Source organism: Bradyrhizobium sp. S3.7.6 (assembly GCF_054061875.1).
The window spans coordinates 3,070,193-3,086,583 of record NZ_JBSSEQ010000001.1 but is presented as its reverse complement, the minus strand read 5'-3'; the positions used below and the strand labels follow the sequence as shown (position 1 = coordinate 3,086,583).

15 protein-coding genes and 4 pseudogenes are annotated in these 16,391 nt (G+C 59.0%); 13 read left to right on the top strand and 6 right to left on the bottom strand.

Going from position 1 to position 16,391, the window contains the following annotated elements; all coding sequences use genetic code 11:
* Positions 1–117: 117 nt before the first annotated feature.
* A complete protein-coding gene (locus ACVJ5M_RS14550) occupies positions 118–687 on the top strand; it encodes an N-acetyltransferase family protein (protein ID WP_456679344.1) in 570 nt (189 codons plus the stop codon).
* A 400-nt stretch (positions 688–1,087) separates the two neighbouring features.
* Here ACVJ5M_RS14550 and ACVJ5M_RS14545 read toward each other — a convergent pair whose 3' ends face one another.
* Together ACVJ5M_RS14545 and ACVJ5M_RS14540 are read right to left on the bottom strand one after the other, a co-directional pair.
* The gene (locus tag ACVJ5M_RS14545; RefSeq protein WP_371498122.1) at positions 1,088–1,708 is read right to left on the bottom strand and encodes a hypothetical protein; all 621 of its coding nucleotides are present in this window, start codon (positions 1,706–1,708) and stop codon (positions 1,088–1,090) included.
* A gap of 166 nt (positions 1,709–1,874) precedes the next feature.
* The gene (locus tag ACVJ5M_RS14540; RefSeq protein ID WP_080586686.1) at positions 1,875–2,066 is read right to left on the bottom strand and encodes a hypothetical protein; all 192 of its coding nucleotides are present in this window, start codon (positions 2,064–2,066) and stop codon (positions 1,875–1,877) included.
* Between the two features lie 135 nt (positions 2,067–2,201).
* Between ACVJ5M_RS14540 and ACVJ5M_RS14535 the strand changes: the two are divergent.
* From ACVJ5M_RS14535 to ACVJ5M_RS14520, 4 genes and pseudogenes are all read left to right on the top strand, one after another.
* Positions 2,202–2,546 (top strand): annotated as a pseudogene (locus tag ACVJ5M_RS14535) (outer membrane protein); the annotation flags it as partial.
* Positions 2,547–3,899: 1,353 nt separating this feature from the next.
* A complete protein-coding gene (locus tag ACVJ5M_RS14530; RefSeq protein ID WP_231142771.1) occupies positions 3,900–4,379 on the top strand; it encodes a PH domain-containing protein in 480 nt (159 codons plus the stop codon).
* Between the two features lie 306 nt (positions 4,380–4,685).
* Complete coding sequence (locus tag ACVJ5M_RS14525; RefSeq protein WP_346283407.1) at positions 4,686–5,015, top strand: DUF3551 domain-containing protein; 330 nt, start codon at positions 4,686–4,688, stop codon at positions 5,013–5,015.
* A 289-nt stretch (positions 5,016–5,304) separates the two neighbouring features.
* Entirely contained in the window at positions 5,305–5,526 is a 222-nt protein-coding gene (locus ACVJ5M_RS14520) for a hypothetical protein (protein ID WP_038946060.1), read from the top strand.
* Between the two features lie 116 nt (positions 5,527–5,642).
* Here ACVJ5M_RS14520 and ACVJ5M_RS14515 read toward each other — a convergent pair.
* Positions 5,643–5,855, bottom strand: a pseudogene (locus ACVJ5M_RS14515) (SOS response-associated peptidase); the annotation flags it as partial.
* Between the two features lie 263 nt (positions 5,856–6,118).
* Between ACVJ5M_RS14515 and ACVJ5M_RS14510 the strand changes: the two are divergent.
* Positions 6,119–6,305, top strand: a pseudogene (locus ACVJ5M_RS14510) (hypothetical protein); the annotation flags it as partial.
* Positions 6,306–7,045: 740 nt separating this feature from the next.
* Here ACVJ5M_RS14510 and ACVJ5M_RS14505 read toward each other — a convergent pair.
* Positions 7,046–7,309, bottom strand: a complete 264-nt coding sequence (locus ACVJ5M_RS14505; RefSeq protein ID WP_085398219.1) for a hypothetical protein — start codon at positions 7,307–7,309, stop codon at positions 7,046–7,048.
* Between the two features lie 260 nt (positions 7,310–7,569).
* Here ACVJ5M_RS14505 and ACVJ5M_RS14500 point away from each other — a divergent pair, with 260 nt between their 5' ends.
* Both ACVJ5M_RS14500 and ACVJ5M_RS14495 read left to right on the top strand, forming a co-directional pair.
* Complete coding sequence (locus tag ACVJ5M_RS14500; protein ID WP_135217305.1) at positions 7,570–7,836, top strand: hypothetical protein; 267 nt, start codon at positions 7,570–7,572, stop codon at positions 7,834–7,836.
* Positions 7,837–7,983: 147 nt separating this feature from the next.
* Positions 7,984–8,738 (top strand): annotated as a pseudogene (locus ACVJ5M_RS14495) (outer membrane protein).
* Positions 8,739–8,827: 89 nt separating this feature from the next.
* Here ACVJ5M_RS14495 and ACVJ5M_RS14490 read toward each other — a convergent pair.
* Positions 8,828–9,511, bottom strand: coding sequence for a helix-turn-helix domain-containing protein (locus ACVJ5M_RS14490; RefSeq protein WP_456679343.1), 684 nt, complete (start codon positions 9,509–9,511; stop codon positions 8,828–8,830).
* Between the two features lie 469 nt (positions 9,512–9,980).
* Complete coding sequence (locus ACVJ5M_RS14485) at positions 9,981–10,436, bottom strand: hypothetical protein (RefSeq protein ID WP_354076807.1); 456 nt, start codon at positions 10,434–10,436, stop codon at positions 9,981–9,983.
* Between the two features lie 479 nt (positions 10,437–10,915).
* Here ACVJ5M_RS14485 and ACVJ5M_RS14480 point away from each other — a divergent pair, with 479 nt between their 5' ends.
* The 5 genes from ACVJ5M_RS14480 (at position 10,916) to ACVJ5M_RS14460 (ending at position 16,079) form a co-directional block, all read left to right on the top strand.
* Positions 10,916–11,437, top strand: coding sequence for a Spy/CpxP family protein refolding chaperone (locus tag ACVJ5M_RS14480; protein ID WP_038945733.1), 522 nt, complete (start codon positions 10,916–10,918; stop codon positions 11,435–11,437).
* Between the two features lie 800 nt (positions 11,438–12,237).
* Positions 12,238–13,290, top strand: coding sequence for a SphA family protein (locus ACVJ5M_RS14475; RefSeq protein ID WP_166086967.1), 1,053 nt, complete (start codon positions 12,238–12,240; stop codon positions 13,288–13,290).
* Positions 13,291–14,299: 1,009 nt separating this feature from the next.
* Positions 14,300–15,064, top strand: a complete 765-nt coding sequence (locus ACVJ5M_RS14470; RefSeq protein ID WP_038953383.1) for an outer membrane protein — start codon at positions 14,300–14,302, stop codon at positions 15,062–15,064.
* Between the two features lie 321 nt (positions 15,065–15,385).
* Positions 15,386–15,586 (top strand): SpoIIAA family protein, encoded by a 201-nt coding sequence (locus ACVJ5M_RS14465; protein ID WP_085398422.1) that lies wholly within the window; start codon positions 15,386–15,388, stop codon positions 15,584–15,586.
* Between the two features lie 229 nt (positions 15,587–15,815).
* Positions 15,816–16,079 carry a hypothetical protein gene (locus ACVJ5M_RS14460; RefSeq protein WP_135217226.1) on the top strand — a complete coding sequence of 88 codons (264 nt, stop codon included), beginning with the start codon at positions 15,816–15,818 and terminating at the stop codon, positions 16,077–16,079.
* Positions 16,080–16,391: the final 312 nt, after the last annotated feature.

The following is a 16,391-nucleotide window of genomic DNA, read 5'->3' as shown; positions in this document are numbered from 1 at the left end:
TGATCCAGATCAAGCGACCACGACCGGCCGGGAGGCCCTTGGGCGGGATCGGGCAAGTGCGTCGCCCGGCCTCTCGACACCGGAGTCCGCATGTCGGTCACCAGTGCACGAGAGCACTTGCGCGACGGCAGTCCGGTCGAAGTTCGCGCGCTTCGGCCGGAGGACGAGGCCGACATGCTCGCCGCACTAGACCAAGCGAGCCCGCAGTCGTTGCAGCGCCGATTTTTTGCGATGAAGCGCCATTTCTCCGACAAGGAGCGCGCCTTCTTCATGGACGTCGATTTTAAGAATCAAATCGCCTTGGTTGCGCGCGCGGAGGAAGCAGGCCGGAAGGCTGTGGTTGGCGGCCGCCGATATATTGTCTCCGAGCCCGGCCGGGCCGAGATGGCTTTCATGGTGGTCGATGCATGGCAGGGGCGCGGCGTTGGCTCGATGCTAATGCGGCACCTCGTCGACATCGCGAGGGAAACGGGACTGAAGGAATTGACGGCGGAAGTCCTGCCCGAGAACACATCAATGTTGAAGTTCTTCGGCAGGTTCGGGTTCAGGTCGGCTGCGCGGCGAGATCCACAGACCGTCCTGGTAGCATGCTTTCCATGGGATTTTGCCCTCCCCCGAGGCCGCACCAAGTTTCCGTTGCAGGGACGCGCGCGCAACCGATCACTCCGCAAGCGCGCGATAAACTGACGCGTGGCCTATCTTGAGGGCCTTTGCAATGGCAGACGGGCCAGCGCCGCTGGCCTTCATTTGCCACTGTGTTCGCCGTATTGGTTGGCGGCTGGATGTTCCGCTACGAGCCAATCGGGCAAGGCTTCGAACACAGAAACCGCTTCACGGGCGCGACCAGTAGAGTTTCCTTGGAATGCTGGACAGATAAAGATTAGGCCGCCACTTGGACATTGCTCCTCCGCGGCCGCCTCAGTTGGCGGCCTTTTCGGTTAGGCGAGACTGGCCGAGCAGTGCGGCCCCGTGTGTATGCCGCCATCGCGATACACGTTACGCGACGCGCTCATCCCGTCCGGCTCGTTGATACGCCATCACGCAAGCTCGGATGGCACCTCGAGTTTGGCCCGCCATTTCCCGGGGTCTACCGGTCGGCAACCAATTGCACCGTTTGACGTCCACCGTTTAGCGCTCTGAGTTTGTTTATGTATTCTTCAGGCTTCAACAAATGGAATGGAGCCTTCAAACCCATAAAACTCGCTATGCGACCGATGAAATTGGTGCAGTTGGTTGTTCCCGCGTTCCACACCGGCGAGGTCGCCTGAAGACGTTTGATGTAAGCAAATACCTTTTTGGCGTCAGCCTCATTCAAGTAGACTCGATAGCTGGCTGTCAAATATTGCTCATCGAGGTCGCCGTAGCTCGCGCCCGTTTCAGAAGGCACAAACATGAGATGTCCCAATACGTACGGCAGTGTGTCGCCTGCTGGATGCAGGCCGGCAACTTCGACCGCCCTTTGGCTCGTCTTGCCGTACCAGACAAATGCGTGTCCGTAGGATGCAGCAGTGCGGGCACGAAAATCAACGTAGTAGGGTCCTTTAACTGAAGATACCCGGGCCGGCTTTGCATCCGACGTGGCTGGCGGGCTGCCTGGCGCAGCTGCGGCCGTTTTCGTAGCGGAGTTGATTGAGGTCTTGGGGGAAGTGTCCGGTCGCTGCTGAACATCAGCACGCGCCGCGAGTTGCTGTGCACTAGCGCTTCCCACGGAAGCCGCAAAGATTGCGACTCCGACAATAAATCGCAGATCGCGGTATTCCCAGATCACCCTTGCCACGTTCAACCCTTCTTGGGCCCAACACAGCCCAAGCTAAACATTACTGGAGGTGAACGCCTCCGGCCCCGACGGGCCGAAGGCGCTTCAATCTTCGGGATTAGCCCTTGGTGACTAACGGAGCTGGCGCCGGAGCCTTGCCGATCGGGTATTTGCCGACTGGAGTTTTGCCGACGGGATATTTACCAACCGGCGCGGTCTGGACGACGGGCTGCGGACGAGGCAGATCCGCGGCAACTGCCGCTCCCACCAAAGCCAAAGACGCAGCACCCGCAATTACGAATTTCAGCATCAATCTCCCCTGAAGTTGCCCACTACCCCTTACCGAATCTGACCCTAGCCGGACGCTCTACCCACACAACAAATAGATGCCGGTGCGGACAGTCGCGCGATCCCTTTTTTGGCGAATGTTGCAGAAGGGGCACTCTACGTGAAGGGCGGCGCCGCCGTGACGCGCAAATCGATTCGATATATTCAACAACATCACCGGGGTCGGCCTGGCATCGGCAGGCCACACACGCTGGGGCGGCGCCCTCGGTGTCGGCTGGGAGTACGGCTTCACGCCCAACTGGTCGCTCGGTATCGAATACGACCATCTCTGGATGGGGCGTCATAATGCCAGCTTCGCAGGCGTGGTTACTCCCGGAGGGTTCATCCTCACCGGCAGCGGGGTCAGCCAAGATGTTGACATGGTCACGCTTCGGTTGAATTATCGCTTCGGTTGAATTATCGCTTCGGTGGATACGGCGCACCGGTCGCGGCCAGATACTGATCTCACCCACCTTCGCAAACCAAAGCCCAGGCTCGCCGGGGCTTTTTTGTAGTTATGAATTTTCTGGCCTTTGCTACCTTGCGGTGGCCGCGTGCCGTTCTCTTCCAGTCTACCCCTGTGAACGGACATAGTCAGACCGCCCCGGCATGTCTCACACGGGTTTCTTGGAGTGTTCTTGCCACGCAACTCCGCGGATGAGAGAAAGCAGGCCGAAGCCGCTATGGTCTGGAGTTGGCCCCGACCGTTCACGACTAAGCCAGTGGCTGGAAAACTGGTGCGGCTTGCCGGTGTCCGGTAGCCCGGCGCTGGCGGCGCGCTGTAGGGCCTTCTAATGGCCTCACCCTTGACGCCTGTTCTGTGTCGTCGTGGCGACGGATGCCTAGCACAGCGAAATGACGCGACGTGCCAACTCTACGAACCCACAGACCAAGAAAAAGGACGTGGTGTGGCTCGCGCTCAACAGTCGCGCGCCATCCGCTTCAACGAACACCTGACCGGCGGCGGCCCGACGATCTTCAAGCACTTCTGCCAGATGGGGCTGGAAGGGATCGTGTCGAAGCGGACGGCGGACTATCGAAGACGTGGCTCAAGTCGAAGAACTCGGCGAGCGAGGCGGTGCGCCGGGAGCGCGTGGAGGATGGCGTTAGTCTCGGCGCACCCCGGCCTTCATAATTCTGCCCAAATGGAAAACCCGACGAAGGCGAGTACAGCCACGCTGAGAACGATAATCGCAATCGCCCCCACTTCGATAATGGAAAGCCGTCTTGCCATGCGCCAATTTTTTCGGCAGTCGAGCGACAGCGTTGATCTGGATCATGTGCGGCGACCATCACACCCAGCAGCCGCTCCATCAGCGGCTTCGGGCAACCTTGATTGCAGAATGCCGCTAGTGACAGTTTCGGGTCGTCTCAGCCTTCGTGGTTGCACCGCTTAAGCCATCGGCGCGCTAGCAAGTCATTCCGGTCGCACATCTGCGGACGGCTCGACGGGTATGGCGGACGGTGGTTCTTGCGACGCACACACCGTTAACTCGTGTCCTACCCGCGCCGCAGGCAGCAGCGACTTCAGTGATCATGCCGTTGGGCGGAGGAGTAATCGGCGCAGGTGTCATGGCTTGCGCCGATACTGCGACCGATAAGGCGAAGCCGGCAATAGCAATCAACCTGATCATTCTGCACCTCCCTTAACCGTCCAAACATCCCGACCTCTCACGGCAGGGGATGGGTCCGGCTCTCGTGTGAAAGCATGCGAGCTTCCGGCGCTGGCCGTTGGAAGGCTTGAGATAGATCAAGGTCTTTCTCCGTTTAAAATGGCGCATATTACCGCGGTGATAGGTAAACTCCGGGTAGGCGTATGGGGCGCTATATCGACGAAATCCTACAGCCTGGCGAAAGGGTGCTGTATTCGACCAACGAACACTGGGTGTACTTTCTGCCTGCAATCGGGGCGTGGATCGCGGCGGTCGCATTTCTGGTGCTGTGGCGCTTGGTCGCCGTCGACGCGCTGACGTTGGTTTACTTGGTATTGGCGGCGGTCGCTGGGCTTGCGGCCTTGTACTGGACGGCGACGGCTTGGTTCCACCGCTGGACCACCGAGACCGACGTTACCAACATGCGGGTCGTCCACAAGGCCGGTTTCATTAAGAGGCGGACCTTTGAGATGCGCCTCGACAAGGTTGAGAGCGTCGATGTCAATCAAAGCGTTCTTGGCCGCCTTTTGAACTATGGCGACCTCACCATTCAGGGCGTCGGCGAGGGTACGCAAACCATTTCCACCGTTAGTTCGCCTCTCGCGTTTCGCAGCGCCATCACGACAAGACCGGTTGGCACGTAAATCGCGGCATGGTTTGACAGCCGCCGCCCCAACAACGCCCCCGGAGCCCCCCCGCGCTGGCGATTTTGCGGCGGCGCTCGCGGGGGATCCGGTGGCGCTGCGGCTCTGGCTTGACCGGATTACCCTGCCCCAAAGATCAACTCGTGGCGTTCGCGCTGCCGCCCATCAATCATCGTCAGCTTTCCGCGCGGAAACCCATCTTCGCCCCTCATTTGGCGAGCAAGCCCGAGGTGGCGCCCGCTGCAGCGTTGAACCACCACAGCCGTAGCCCCAGCCACTCGCGCGAATGTGAATTGATCTGAAGCAATGGGCTTTGTCTGGCTTCGATACGCTGATGCGATGGAGTCGATCCGTAAGGAAATTCTGATGCGCATTCCAACTTTGGCGATTTGGGCAACGATCTCGGTTTTGGCGGCCGCGCCAACTCAGGCCCAAACATATGGCGGGAATGCTCCGATCTGCCTACAACGTTGGTACTGGGGCGGAGGCGAAACTTTCTACTGCGGCTATAGCTCGATGGCGCAGTGCCACGCCAATGCATCGGGCCTCTCCGCCATGTGCGTTACCAATCCATATTTTGCAAACGCACAAGTGCCACGGGAACCAGCCTATCGGCAGCCTCGTCGCGCCTACTAGATCGGACAGGGGCGCGACGACTCGGGTTGAGATGGCTGACGCCTCTGGAGAGCCCGCCCCTCGATCCGATCTCGCACGAGCCGCATACGCTGGCGCTGAAGCGAAAATCCGCTGATTGGAGGCCTGCGGCGCTGTAGGTGCATCGATCTGCGACAACCAAACGACTGCACGGGTATGAAATCCGGACAATTCTTGATCTTCAGTGTGACCGCGGCCGTAAAGAGGCCAAACGGACCCAGCGTCCTTTGGCAGTCATCTCACTGTTGTCAGCGTCGGCTACACGACCGACATGAGCTACGATCCATCCACGATAGCCACATTGCGCCGCGCGTTGGACGAGGTGCTGCTTGACGCCCGTTTCCATCAGCGGAAGTCGGCTTCGGCGCTTGAAATTGCTGAACATCTTCTGGCGCGTGCGGCGGACGGAGAACGGGACCTAGAGCGCCTGAAATGCTCGGCTTTCAAGAAATTAATCGGCGATGCCGCGCGCTTGCCGAGCTGGACTGCGTAGCGATCTCAAGACTCTTGCGGGCAGCTCTTGGGGATCGGTAAGGTCGATCGACGGCAACTTTCACTTGACGGCCTTAGTTCTCCTTCGGCGCCACGCGCCACGATCCTCAGCGCGTCATCCGGCAGCGGACGTTGCTCGGAGAAGCTGTTAGCCGGGACAAGGCGGCGGTTCTCCGGCTTCAGGCAGCCTGGCCAGTGCGGTGACGGCATTGCGGATGTTGGTGACCGGTGGCCCGCCGAACTTTGGTGGCGGCGGCATGCCCCAGCGCATCATGGCCAGCTCGCGGCCGGTGTCAGTGTTGCCGGGTAACCCGGAAACACGACCGGCATCGGTGCGAGGTTGCCGGCATAGCGGTTGACGACGCGAAACAGCGCGATGATCGCGGCTTGGTTGGTTGTGATGCTGTAGAGGTTTCACGTGCGCTTTGCGGACTACCGCTTCTTAAAGTCCGTTAGCTTGCGCATGTAGTAACCCTGTCTCTGAACGGCGAGCTTAATGTCCTCGCTGACGCTCGCTACTTCTAGCGCAATGCCCACCCGGCGGTGAGGCAGAATTCTTTCAGCATGGGGCAAGCCAGTAATGGAGCAAATTCATGAAAAAGATGCATCTAACAAAACTTGCAATTGCGGGCTCAACTGTCGCATGCGCGGCACTGTTCTCGTTTAGCTGGTCTGAACAACGCGGTGTCTCTATGTCAGTCGAGAGTGCCCAAGCACGGGTCGGTCGACCACTGACCCCAATGAGCGTTGCAGGTGTTGCTCGCCTGCAAGACCGACGGGCTGCGTACCGGTATGGAGCCGAGGTAGTCGGCGCTGGCGTCGCCGGCGCGGCCGCCGTCGGCGGCGCTGCTGCTGTGGCGGCTACATCGCCCAACTGGGGATGGGGAGGCGGCCCTTACTACACAGGCGGAGCTCGGGCAGCCAACGCCTACTATGCGGCGTCCACGGCCAGCTCCAGCAATGGCTGGTACATAACTCCTACCGGCATGGCCTGCACATCGGGGACTTTGGTCGCAGGCACCAACGGTTTGCCGTTCCGCTGCCCGTAAAACACACGCGAAAGCCGGTGAAGCGGGCATCGACTTCGGCGCGTCAGCATACCAGCGACGTTATGGCACCCTGATCTGCTGCAGACTAGCGGAATTGATCGCACGCCCGGCACACCGAGTCAGCAAGGAGACGACTAGGAGGCGGTCCAAACGGCTGCCTCCTGATCAAACTCTTTCTGATTCTGCACGCGGATTGATCTTTCCTTTCAAAGGGCACCAACGGAGGGTGACGGTGATCAGGTTATTGGCTGTCCATCGCGATATCGATGCAGGTGATGCCACGTGCGGCGATTCAACCAGACGGCTTCATCACGCATTGGAAAATAGATGACAGCAATTTGGTGGCCTGCTCCTGAAGCCGAGAAGTCCCTCGAAACGAAGACGCTCCATGGCCGAAAAGTTGTGTTGAATGCTACCGCGGGCCACGATGTTGGTTTATGCACCAAGGCTAGGGGCCCGCCGGCAAATCCTCTATCGACGCACTCCGACGCGATTAACGCCGCCATTGGCATTACCGCCGACGTTATGACGGACTGCAGCGCGCGCAACGGGCCGTGGCCGGAGGGCAACGCCAGCCCGGGCAACGCAACCCACCGGATAGTCGACGTACTGGCAATACACGATCGCGCGGGCCGGTGATGGAGCAAGCGTGGCCCCTGCAAGTCCCAGAAGTGCGCTGGCAGCGATTCCTGTAACCGTCACTGACTTGATCGAAAGTCGCATCTTAGCCTTCATGATGTCCTCCTAAGGGTAGCAGAAGCCGCATTCCTACGGCTTACGATAGCGTGTGCCCGGACACATGAGCGACATTGACGTACATCAAGGGTGAACTGGGCTGTGCGTTAACTCCGTCGAACATCCTCCTTGTTCCCTACCGCCCGTCGCCTGGTTTACTGACAGCACCAACCGCGATCTTGATTCAGATCAACCAGCTTCATGATACCCGCACCAAAACAAGAGACCGACTGGGCTAGGGCAGTTAGTTGGTGCGTGCGATGACGCCGACTTGGTATGTCACCTTCGAGGTTCGTAAACGCGGCACGCTGCCGAAGCAGCGGAGCCCTCGGGAAACAAGGACCTTCGCTACGGAAGCAGAGGCCAAGGCATTCGTTCGTGCAAAGCTCGACGAAGGTCTCGTTGTATTTGCGGGCACGATCAATCCGCACGTCCCCAGGCAACTCATTCCGTCGCCCCGCATCCAAGCTTGGCTTGTCGATGAACAATGGAACGCTGAGCGAGATCCAGGTCCCGACGCGGAATAAGCACGTTCCCGTGCACATACACCGCTCTCAAGTGTTGCCATTTTATTACGGGCTTAGGTCTCATCGCTTTAGACTTGTGGACGTCGGGCACTTCATAAGAGCTCGCGTTCTCTGAACGAAAGAGCTCTGAGCATGGGGATATGGACGATGAAAAGGCTTTCGATGACTCCGCTCAGTCTCGCAGCGCTGAGCATGACGGCGCCTGCCATGGCCGCCGATATGGCCGTCAAGGCGGCGCCGCTGGCACCGGTGGTGGCGATCTACAACTGGAGCGGATTCTACATTGGCGCCAACGGAGGCTGGGGGCAGAGCCATGGTTGCGTGGATTTCCTGACGCCCGCCGGGACAGTCGCAGGTGGTTGCGCTGATCGTTCGGGCGGCCTTGTTGGCGGGCAGATCGGGTACCGCTGGCAAACGAACCAGTCTGTGCTCGGCTTGGAGGCGCAGGGCGACTGGGCCGAGATCAAGAACACACGCGTCAGCTTGATCGATCCATTGATCTCAACCACAGGCAAGATTGATGGCATTGGGCTGTTCACGGCTCAATTCGGATGGGCATGGAAAGCGTCGCTGTTCTATGTGAAGGGTGGCGCTGCGGTGACGCGCAATCGCTTTGATGTCTTCAACAACCTCACCGGAGTCGGCCTGACTCCGCAGGTCACACGCGCTGGGGCGGTGCCCTCGGTGTCGGCTGGGAATACGGTTTCTCGCCGAATTGGTCGTTCGGCATCGAATACGACCATCTCTGGATGGGGCGTGACAACACGTCCTTCGCGGGCGTGGTCACGCCAGGGGGCATCACCCTTCTCGGCAACGGGGTCAGTCAGGATGTGGACATGGTCACACTTCGGTTGAACTATCGTTTCGGCGGTTATTCGGCACCGGTCACCGCTCGCTATTGAACCGTACTTCCGCGCAGATTAGAGGTCCCGGCATGGCACCGGGGCCGCTCAATTAGGAACGGCAAAGGGTCTTCGCTTCGACCCGGCTGTCAATTCTGACGATCGAAGCCGGCGAGTTGCTGCCGGTCCAACAGTACGATCTGGCGGTGGGTGGCACCGATGAAGCCGAGGATGCCAAGCTTGCGCAGATGCGATAACGCCCGCGAAACGGTTTCCAGCTTGAGTCCAAGGTAGTCCGCGATATCACGCCGTGACATTGGCAGTGCCAAAATGCCGGCGTCGGTGAGCCGCTCGTCCATCTCAAGGATGATGGCCGCGACGCGCTCGATCGAAGTTTTGCGTCCAAGGAGCAGCATATGGTCTTCCGCATGCTTCAGATTGCTGGTGGTCATGCGGAGCAGATGCTTGGCCAGCGCGCCATCACTGCCGGAAATTACATCGAGATTCTGTCGCCGAATGAGGCGAACCGTCGTGTCCACGACGGCTTCTGCCGTAGAACGGTGCAGGCTTCCATTCTCCAGTCCGAAGATATCGCCGGAAACGTAAAAGGCGCCGATTTGCCGGCGGCCATCACGAAGCAGCTTGTAGCTTCGTACCGCGCCTGACTTGACCTGATAGACATAATCGGCGGGTTCCTTTTCGCCGTAGATCTTGTTGCACTTCCGATAGGTAAGTTGGCTCAGGCTGACGATCGGATTGGTTTCGGTCGGTATCCCCAGTTCGCAAAGGGAGTGCGGATGAGGCACCGACACTGAGGTGATATGCATCAGCATTGGACCCATTCCTTAATCTTGTGATGATGGGCCTGGTAACCGTGCAATTCCGGTGCCGGGTTAGGGGCGTGCATGGTGACAAGATTTTCAGGGATAGTGCATTCTCGGTATTGTCCTAAAGTTCATTGCACCAAAGAACAACAATGCCCGAATTTGGATCTGTTTGGTTGCGGCGCTGCGGCGCAGAAATCTGCCATCGGTCTGCAGCTTAAGACCGGCGCTACGGTGATTGTTGGTGGACGTGTTCAATTTGCTCCCCGACGCTTCCCCAATCCGAGAGCCTGAACACGCCGGTCGCGGCCGCCTGCGGAGTGGGCAGAACGCGGATCAACGGCGTCTGCGTTGCAAGGACGACGATCCGCCAAACCCGGCGTGCAGTGCGCAGGTGTCTCCGTTGGCAGGGAAATGTCTGTGCGATGTACGAATAGGAGCCGCGAGACTCGGCGTTTGGATCTTATCCGGACGCCGATCACCAGGTTCTGAAGCCGAACCAGCCGAACTGTCCTTGTCGTGCCGCCAGAAGCATCTGCGGCTGGACGTTTCGCCTCGGTCGAGCCGCAACATGCAACATCTTGCGTTGTCGCTTGCGATCGACGGTTTCAGGCGGGCGTGTATCCTGTTTCGGCAGCATCGCGAAAGAATTCGCCACCGCCGGGCTCAGTGGGACGGTAACGGGCGGTTCGGCCACATCCGATGAAGTTGCGACCTCGGTCGCCTCGGCCACGGGCGCAGCGGCGACGATCACCGGCGACTGGGTATCGAAGACAATACGCTCGGGCCATTTGCGATCTGAGTGGATAAGTATGGCCGGCCGGTCCGTAGCCGCCTGATCGACGGTCGGGGCCCTCGGCAGCCAATAATCTGCAACAAAGAGCAGTGCGAGCAACACTGCTCCGACCTTCCAGAAATATGCCGCCAGTGGCATGCCGGTCGCTCCGGTGCGCCCCGAAACATTGACCTGGGCTCTACGTCGTCTGTTACCTGCAGCAAGATGGCCACGAGCTGCTTGATATAGATCAAGCGCGTTCGATCGCTCGCGAACGCGCTCTAACTGCAGCCGGTAATGCGCGCAACTGCCTTCATGTACTTGAGATCAAGTGCGGCGTCACCTCCGTCTGACCGATAGTTGCGAGCGGTCAGGCGATCCGAATTCAAGCAGGTCTCAAGATCGAACCTGATATGCGAGCACCATCCCAGGGCGCTCTTCTCTGCCTCTTCCTTGGAGGGGCCAAACCCCACAAAGGTCTGAACGTGCCCGGCCTCGCCGTCGGCCCTCGATACGAGATTGATTTCTGAGATGTAAAAGGACGAACACTGGGCGGCGCTGGTTCCCTGATTTAGATCAACGTAACCGCGCAGTGCGTCACCATTGTGGAGTGGGGCAACTCGCCTAGGAGATGGCCGATGTTGAAAATAGTAGTTGCCGGAACAACCGCACTCTTCCTTGCTGCATCCCCGATTGCCAACGCGCAAACCTCGCAAACCTCTTCTGCGACTCCGGAACGGTTAAATGCAGCCGACCGGAATACGCTGACGGACATGAGGATTGATCTGGTAAAGGCCGCGTTGCAGCTGACACCTGACCAGGAGAAATACTGGCCCGCTGTAGAGAGCGCCATTCGTGCCAGGGCGGAGGACCGGAAAGCCCGCCTTGCAAAAATCGGAGAAACAGTGGGTAGACGGGCCGACGAAAACCGTGTCGAAGCCCTGCGCAATCGTGACCCTATCACCTTCTTGCAGCGGCGCTCGGAAGCATTGGCTCAACGATCAGCCGATTTGGATAAACTCGCCGAGGCGTGGCAGCCACTCTACAAAACGCTTAATCCCGAACAGAGGCAGCGCATGGCGGCCATCGCGATTCTGGTACTCCACGATATGAGTGATGCCGTAGACCGGCGCCGTGCGCTGTCCGAGGACGAGGACTGAGCCAAAGCAGTTCAATTCGAACCTAATGCATAATGGTCGGAGCATACGCAGCTAACTGACTGTATGCCTAGACGATGTTTGCTAAGGGTCTTGGCTGTAGAAGCACACTTTTGTAGATTAGCCGATAGCAAGCCAAGACCGGCTCGGCCTCAGGCCGCGATCACATAGATCAGCGGCTTGATCCCGACGATGTTGATGACCCGTGTCAGGCCAGAACCGAGAGTGCCATCTCGGCGGCTACTTTTGGGAGCGTTCTAGTGAGGAAGTGGGTCCCTCCCATGCGTGCATTCATCGTGCCGAACGGATGCTCGACTGTCTCGCGACGTTGGCGCATAGCGAGCGGGTTCAGGCATTCAGGCAATAGTGTCCATTGCCCACGATCCGCCTGCTCAACGAAGCGCCTCTCTGCTTCCCCCGCAGAATCACGAGAGAATCATGGCAAAGCAGCAGCGTTTCCACACAGCCAGGGTCACGAGCCGCAATACTTGCGGTGAGCAAAATCAAGTCGGCTCTGCCGCCAACAGCAGACCTCAGCAAGACCTCCCACACTTGTCGCGATGACCCAGGAAAAGACCTCGCTCCGGCAAAGAAAACCGAATATCTCCAGCGCAAGCAACTCTTGGTCGAGCCGAGACTGCGTCATCGCCGTAATACAAATATCCCCCGCTGTTACCATTCTGTCACGGATTTCGACGCTGCTTGTGCCCTAGTATTGAATGCCGTCTAACTTGGGGCCCCGCGGTTCGCGGAGCGCTTTGCAGTAGCCGCCACTGGTTGCAAATGCCGCCCAGAGGTTTGCAATGAGATCAAACAAACCGGGAAGCCGCGTCATCAACTATGCGGCAGCGGTTGCTGCTCTCGTGCTTTGCGCTGATGTTTCGCATGCCGACCAGGGCGGTAGCTCGTTCTGGTTTCCGGGTCAGTTTGCGAGCCTCGTGGCCATGCAGCAGACACCGGGCTGGGCGCTCAGTGTCATCGATTACCATTCCGGCGTCGCCGCAACCGGGGGCGCTGCTGCGGCCAAAGAGATCCTGGCCGGCAAAATCCCCGCGAACGTCAACGTTAATCTAAATCTGAGTCTGAGCGGGCGGGCCGACCTGATCGCCCTTGCGCCATCGTATACTTTCACGACGGCGGTGCTTGGCGGGCAGTTGGTCGTAGGCATGTCCGGCCAGTACGGCAGAGCCGCCACCAGTATCGCCGGAACACTGACAGCGATAGCCGGACCGATTGTGATGACGCGCACCGGAATGCTCGAAGGCTCACTTACCTCCTACGGCGACCTCGCGCCATTCGCGCAACTGCTATGGAGCCATGGCGTCGACAATTACATGGCTTACGTCACGGGCAATATTCCCGTCGGCGACTATGATCCGACGCGGATTCCCAACATCGGGCTCGGGCACGGCGCGATCGACATTGGAGGCGCCTATACCTATTTCGACCCGGCGGCAGGAAACGAAATCTCGGGCGTCGCCGGCCTTACCTACAATTTCAGGAATCCTGATACCCTGTACCGGAGCGGCATCGATTTCCACTTCGACTGGGGCGCATCGCACTACCTCACCAAGCAGCTTTTCCTCGGCATTGTCGGATATGCCTACCAGCAAATCACCGACGATTCCGGCCAGAACCCGATCCTCGGTGGCTTCAGGTCACGCGTTTTCGGTGTCGGTCCGCAAATCGGGTACGGCTTCCCGGTCGCAGACATGCAGGGCTCCCTTAGCCTGAGGGGATACGGCGAATTCGGTGCAGCCAACCGTCCGTCAGGATGGAATACCTGGCTGACGTTCACCATTTCCCCGTCCGCGCCTGCCGCCATAGCGCGCACGAAGCATCTGGTTGTGAAATAAACCTCGTGCCAACCGGACGTCGGCTGCGATCGGCCGATGTCTCAAATGGGTCAAAATGCGAAGGACTCAACGTAAGCACGTCGGCCTCGTTGAACGGACCTCAATGAGGCGTGTCACCACTTCGCTGATGGGCCAGACCTGGACTCATCGCCGCAGCAAACGACATGCACGAACCGCAGTGATTTACTCAATCAATCGTCGGCGCGGGCGAGTGATCGAGCACTTTGATCACCGTCTCGTACCTTGTCGGCGCGCATCGCGCTCCGTTAGTAGACACCACGCCGCACGGCACGACGCGTATGGCGGTAATCGCGACGGTCGACACGACGCGCAGTCACGCGGGCGCGCCGATACGTGTAGGCCTGCGCTTGATCAACGCTTAACTCCACGACGCCACGCGATGTAACCTGCGGCGAGACTGGAATCGTCGCCAACACCACTGCCGCAAACAGCAGCCCGACAATTGAGTAAGCCCTCATTGCACCTACTCCTATTATCTACCATGGCCGTCAATGTCGGCCACTGTCACCAGATGTCAATGAATATGTGCAGCGCATCGAGCGACATAGTTTTCGCCAAAGCTTTGCACATGACTGCTCCAGATACTCAGGCCAGCAGGAAAAGGCGTCGAGGGGAATGGTGCACTGCGTTCATGCGCGCTGCACAAATCATGGAATGCTCATGTCTCAATTGGGTCAAAAGCAGCGGTGGACGCCAAGTTGGATCGGCGTCCGGTTTGCCCCTGACAGCCGACATGACACGCGCTCAATCGACCTTCGGCTAAGGGGCCAACAAACCGCCGCTGCCGCAAATTCTAAGACGCAAATTCCTTCGTTGATTGGTCAATAGCGCTTACTCAACTAGAGCGCGCGCACATTTCCAAATTTTCCCGACTGTTGCCGCTTAGGCACATCGAATGCTAGTCGGCTCAGCTAGGTTCGAGCTGGAACGCCGGACATCCAAAAAAGAACCGGCATCGTTCGGGTGAAACGTGGATGGAGCGAGAATAATGAGGAAGATTTTGTTAAGTGGCGTGGCCTTGCTGGCAGTGAGCATGGCGGCCCCCGCGTCGGCGGCTGATATGGCGGCACGCCCCTACACCAAGGCGCCGCCGCCGGTGGTCGCTCCGATCTATGACTGGACCGGTTTCTACATCGGCGCCAACGGCGGATGGGGCCAAAGCCACAATTGCGTGGATTTCGTCACGCTCGCAGGCACAGTTGCAAGCGGTTGCCGGGATCGGTCGGGTGGCGTTGTCGGCGGGCAGGTCGGGTATCGCTGGCAATCCAATCAATTTGTGTTCGGATTGGAAGCGCAGGGCGATTGGGCCGACCTCAGCAACACACGCGTCAGCCTGTTCAACCCGACGCTTTCAACCACAGTTAAGACCGACGCCATCGGTCTCTTCACGGGCCAACTCGGTTGGGCGTGGAACGCGTCACTGCTCTACGTGAAGGGCGGCGCGGCCGTAACCAGCAATCGCCTGACAATATTCGACAACACCACCGGGATCGGTCTGGTCTCGGCAGATAACACGCGCTGGGGCGGCGCGCTGGGTGTCGGCTGGGAGTATGGCTTCGCACAAAACTGGTCGGTCGGTGTTGAATACGATCATCTGTGGATGGGACATGCGAACAACTCCTTCTCCGTGGCCGATCCGCGGCTTGCGGCCGTACTCAACGACCGGATCAGCCAAGACGTGGATATGGTCACTGTGCGCTTCAACTATCGCTTCGGCGGGTATGGAAAAGCTCCTGTCGCGGCGAGATACTGATCGCTCCAGTCTGCGCAAACCAAAGCCCCGGCTCGCCGGGGCTTTTTTGCGGGCTATGTATGGCTAGCGGTTGCTGCATCTTTGCAATGTCTGAGGTGGGTGAGAGCGCCGGTTTACAGATGTTGCGGCTGCTTTCGGTCAGCCCAATAAGCCGACGATAGTTGAGCGGCCTCGAACTTCTCAGGCCGGAGTTGCTGCGAGACCGACGCATCCTCACTCTCTCGCCGGTAGGGGCGCTCGCGAGAAAGCTAACTTTGAGCGGCTCGCCCAGGAAATCGATCCCTTTGTCGCGGCGAATGGAGAGCTGGCCGGCCTAATGATATTCGCAAAGGCCTTTCCGGGCTGGGACAGCTCAAGCTCGTCGGAGGCTATCATCGACAGGTGAAGCGCGTGGTCGTCGTGACTGACAGCGAGCTCTTCAAGGCCATACCGCGGATGGCGAAGCACTTTGTCTCGGCGCAAGTTCGTCGATTTTCGTCCGATCAAAAAGCGGAGACGCTGGCGTGGCTGGAAGCGCAATGATCCATATCGGCGTGATCCGCCCATAGTGCGCCCGCCAGGACAAGCCCCGGCTCATAGGATGGAAGTATCGGGCTTCTGTTTGATCCAGATCAACCTCCCTTTGTTAAGCAGCGCTGCACTAACACGGCCTGTGGCAAGCACCGACGCAGGCGAGACGTGCCCCTCTTATCGACGATGGCCTTGAGGGCGCAGGCTTTCACTGCCGTCGCGTCACAGATGGAGCCTTCCGATGTGGGTCCTGATGTACGTCTTCTCGTATTCAGTTAGTCCGGCCGCCACAAATGACAGAGCGGAATGGAGGGTCCTTCCGACCGTGGTATTCCAGGAATTTTCCAGTGAAGAGCGCTGCCTGGCAGCGAAGTCCAAACTGGAGGAGCGCTTGAAGGAGGCGGGAGCCAGGATGAGAAGCGGTTTGGAAGACTTGAAGAGCCTGGGTCAGGCTGACCCAGCGCAGATCATCATTGCCTTCAACGTCGAATGCGTACCGAAGTAGAGGCAGTGAACCACGACCGCGCCGCGCGCCAGACGGGAAGTCCTTGTCGAAAGCAACAATCGTTCGCAGGCTAGTTCTTCGACAAGTTTGGACGGGGGAAGGGAATCGAACCCTCGTATTCAGCTTGGAAGTCAGACGCGGCCGCCGGGTACGGCAAACTGTCAGAAACCATTCGGCGGTCGCAAGAAATGTAAGCGCATAGCCGTCCGATAACTGCGGGTGTCCCACGATCGCCTCAGATTGCCGCTCCAAACCTACGAAGGGTTCATTCCGGAGGCAGGCTGCCGAGTCCTGCTACCCGCTACCCGAACG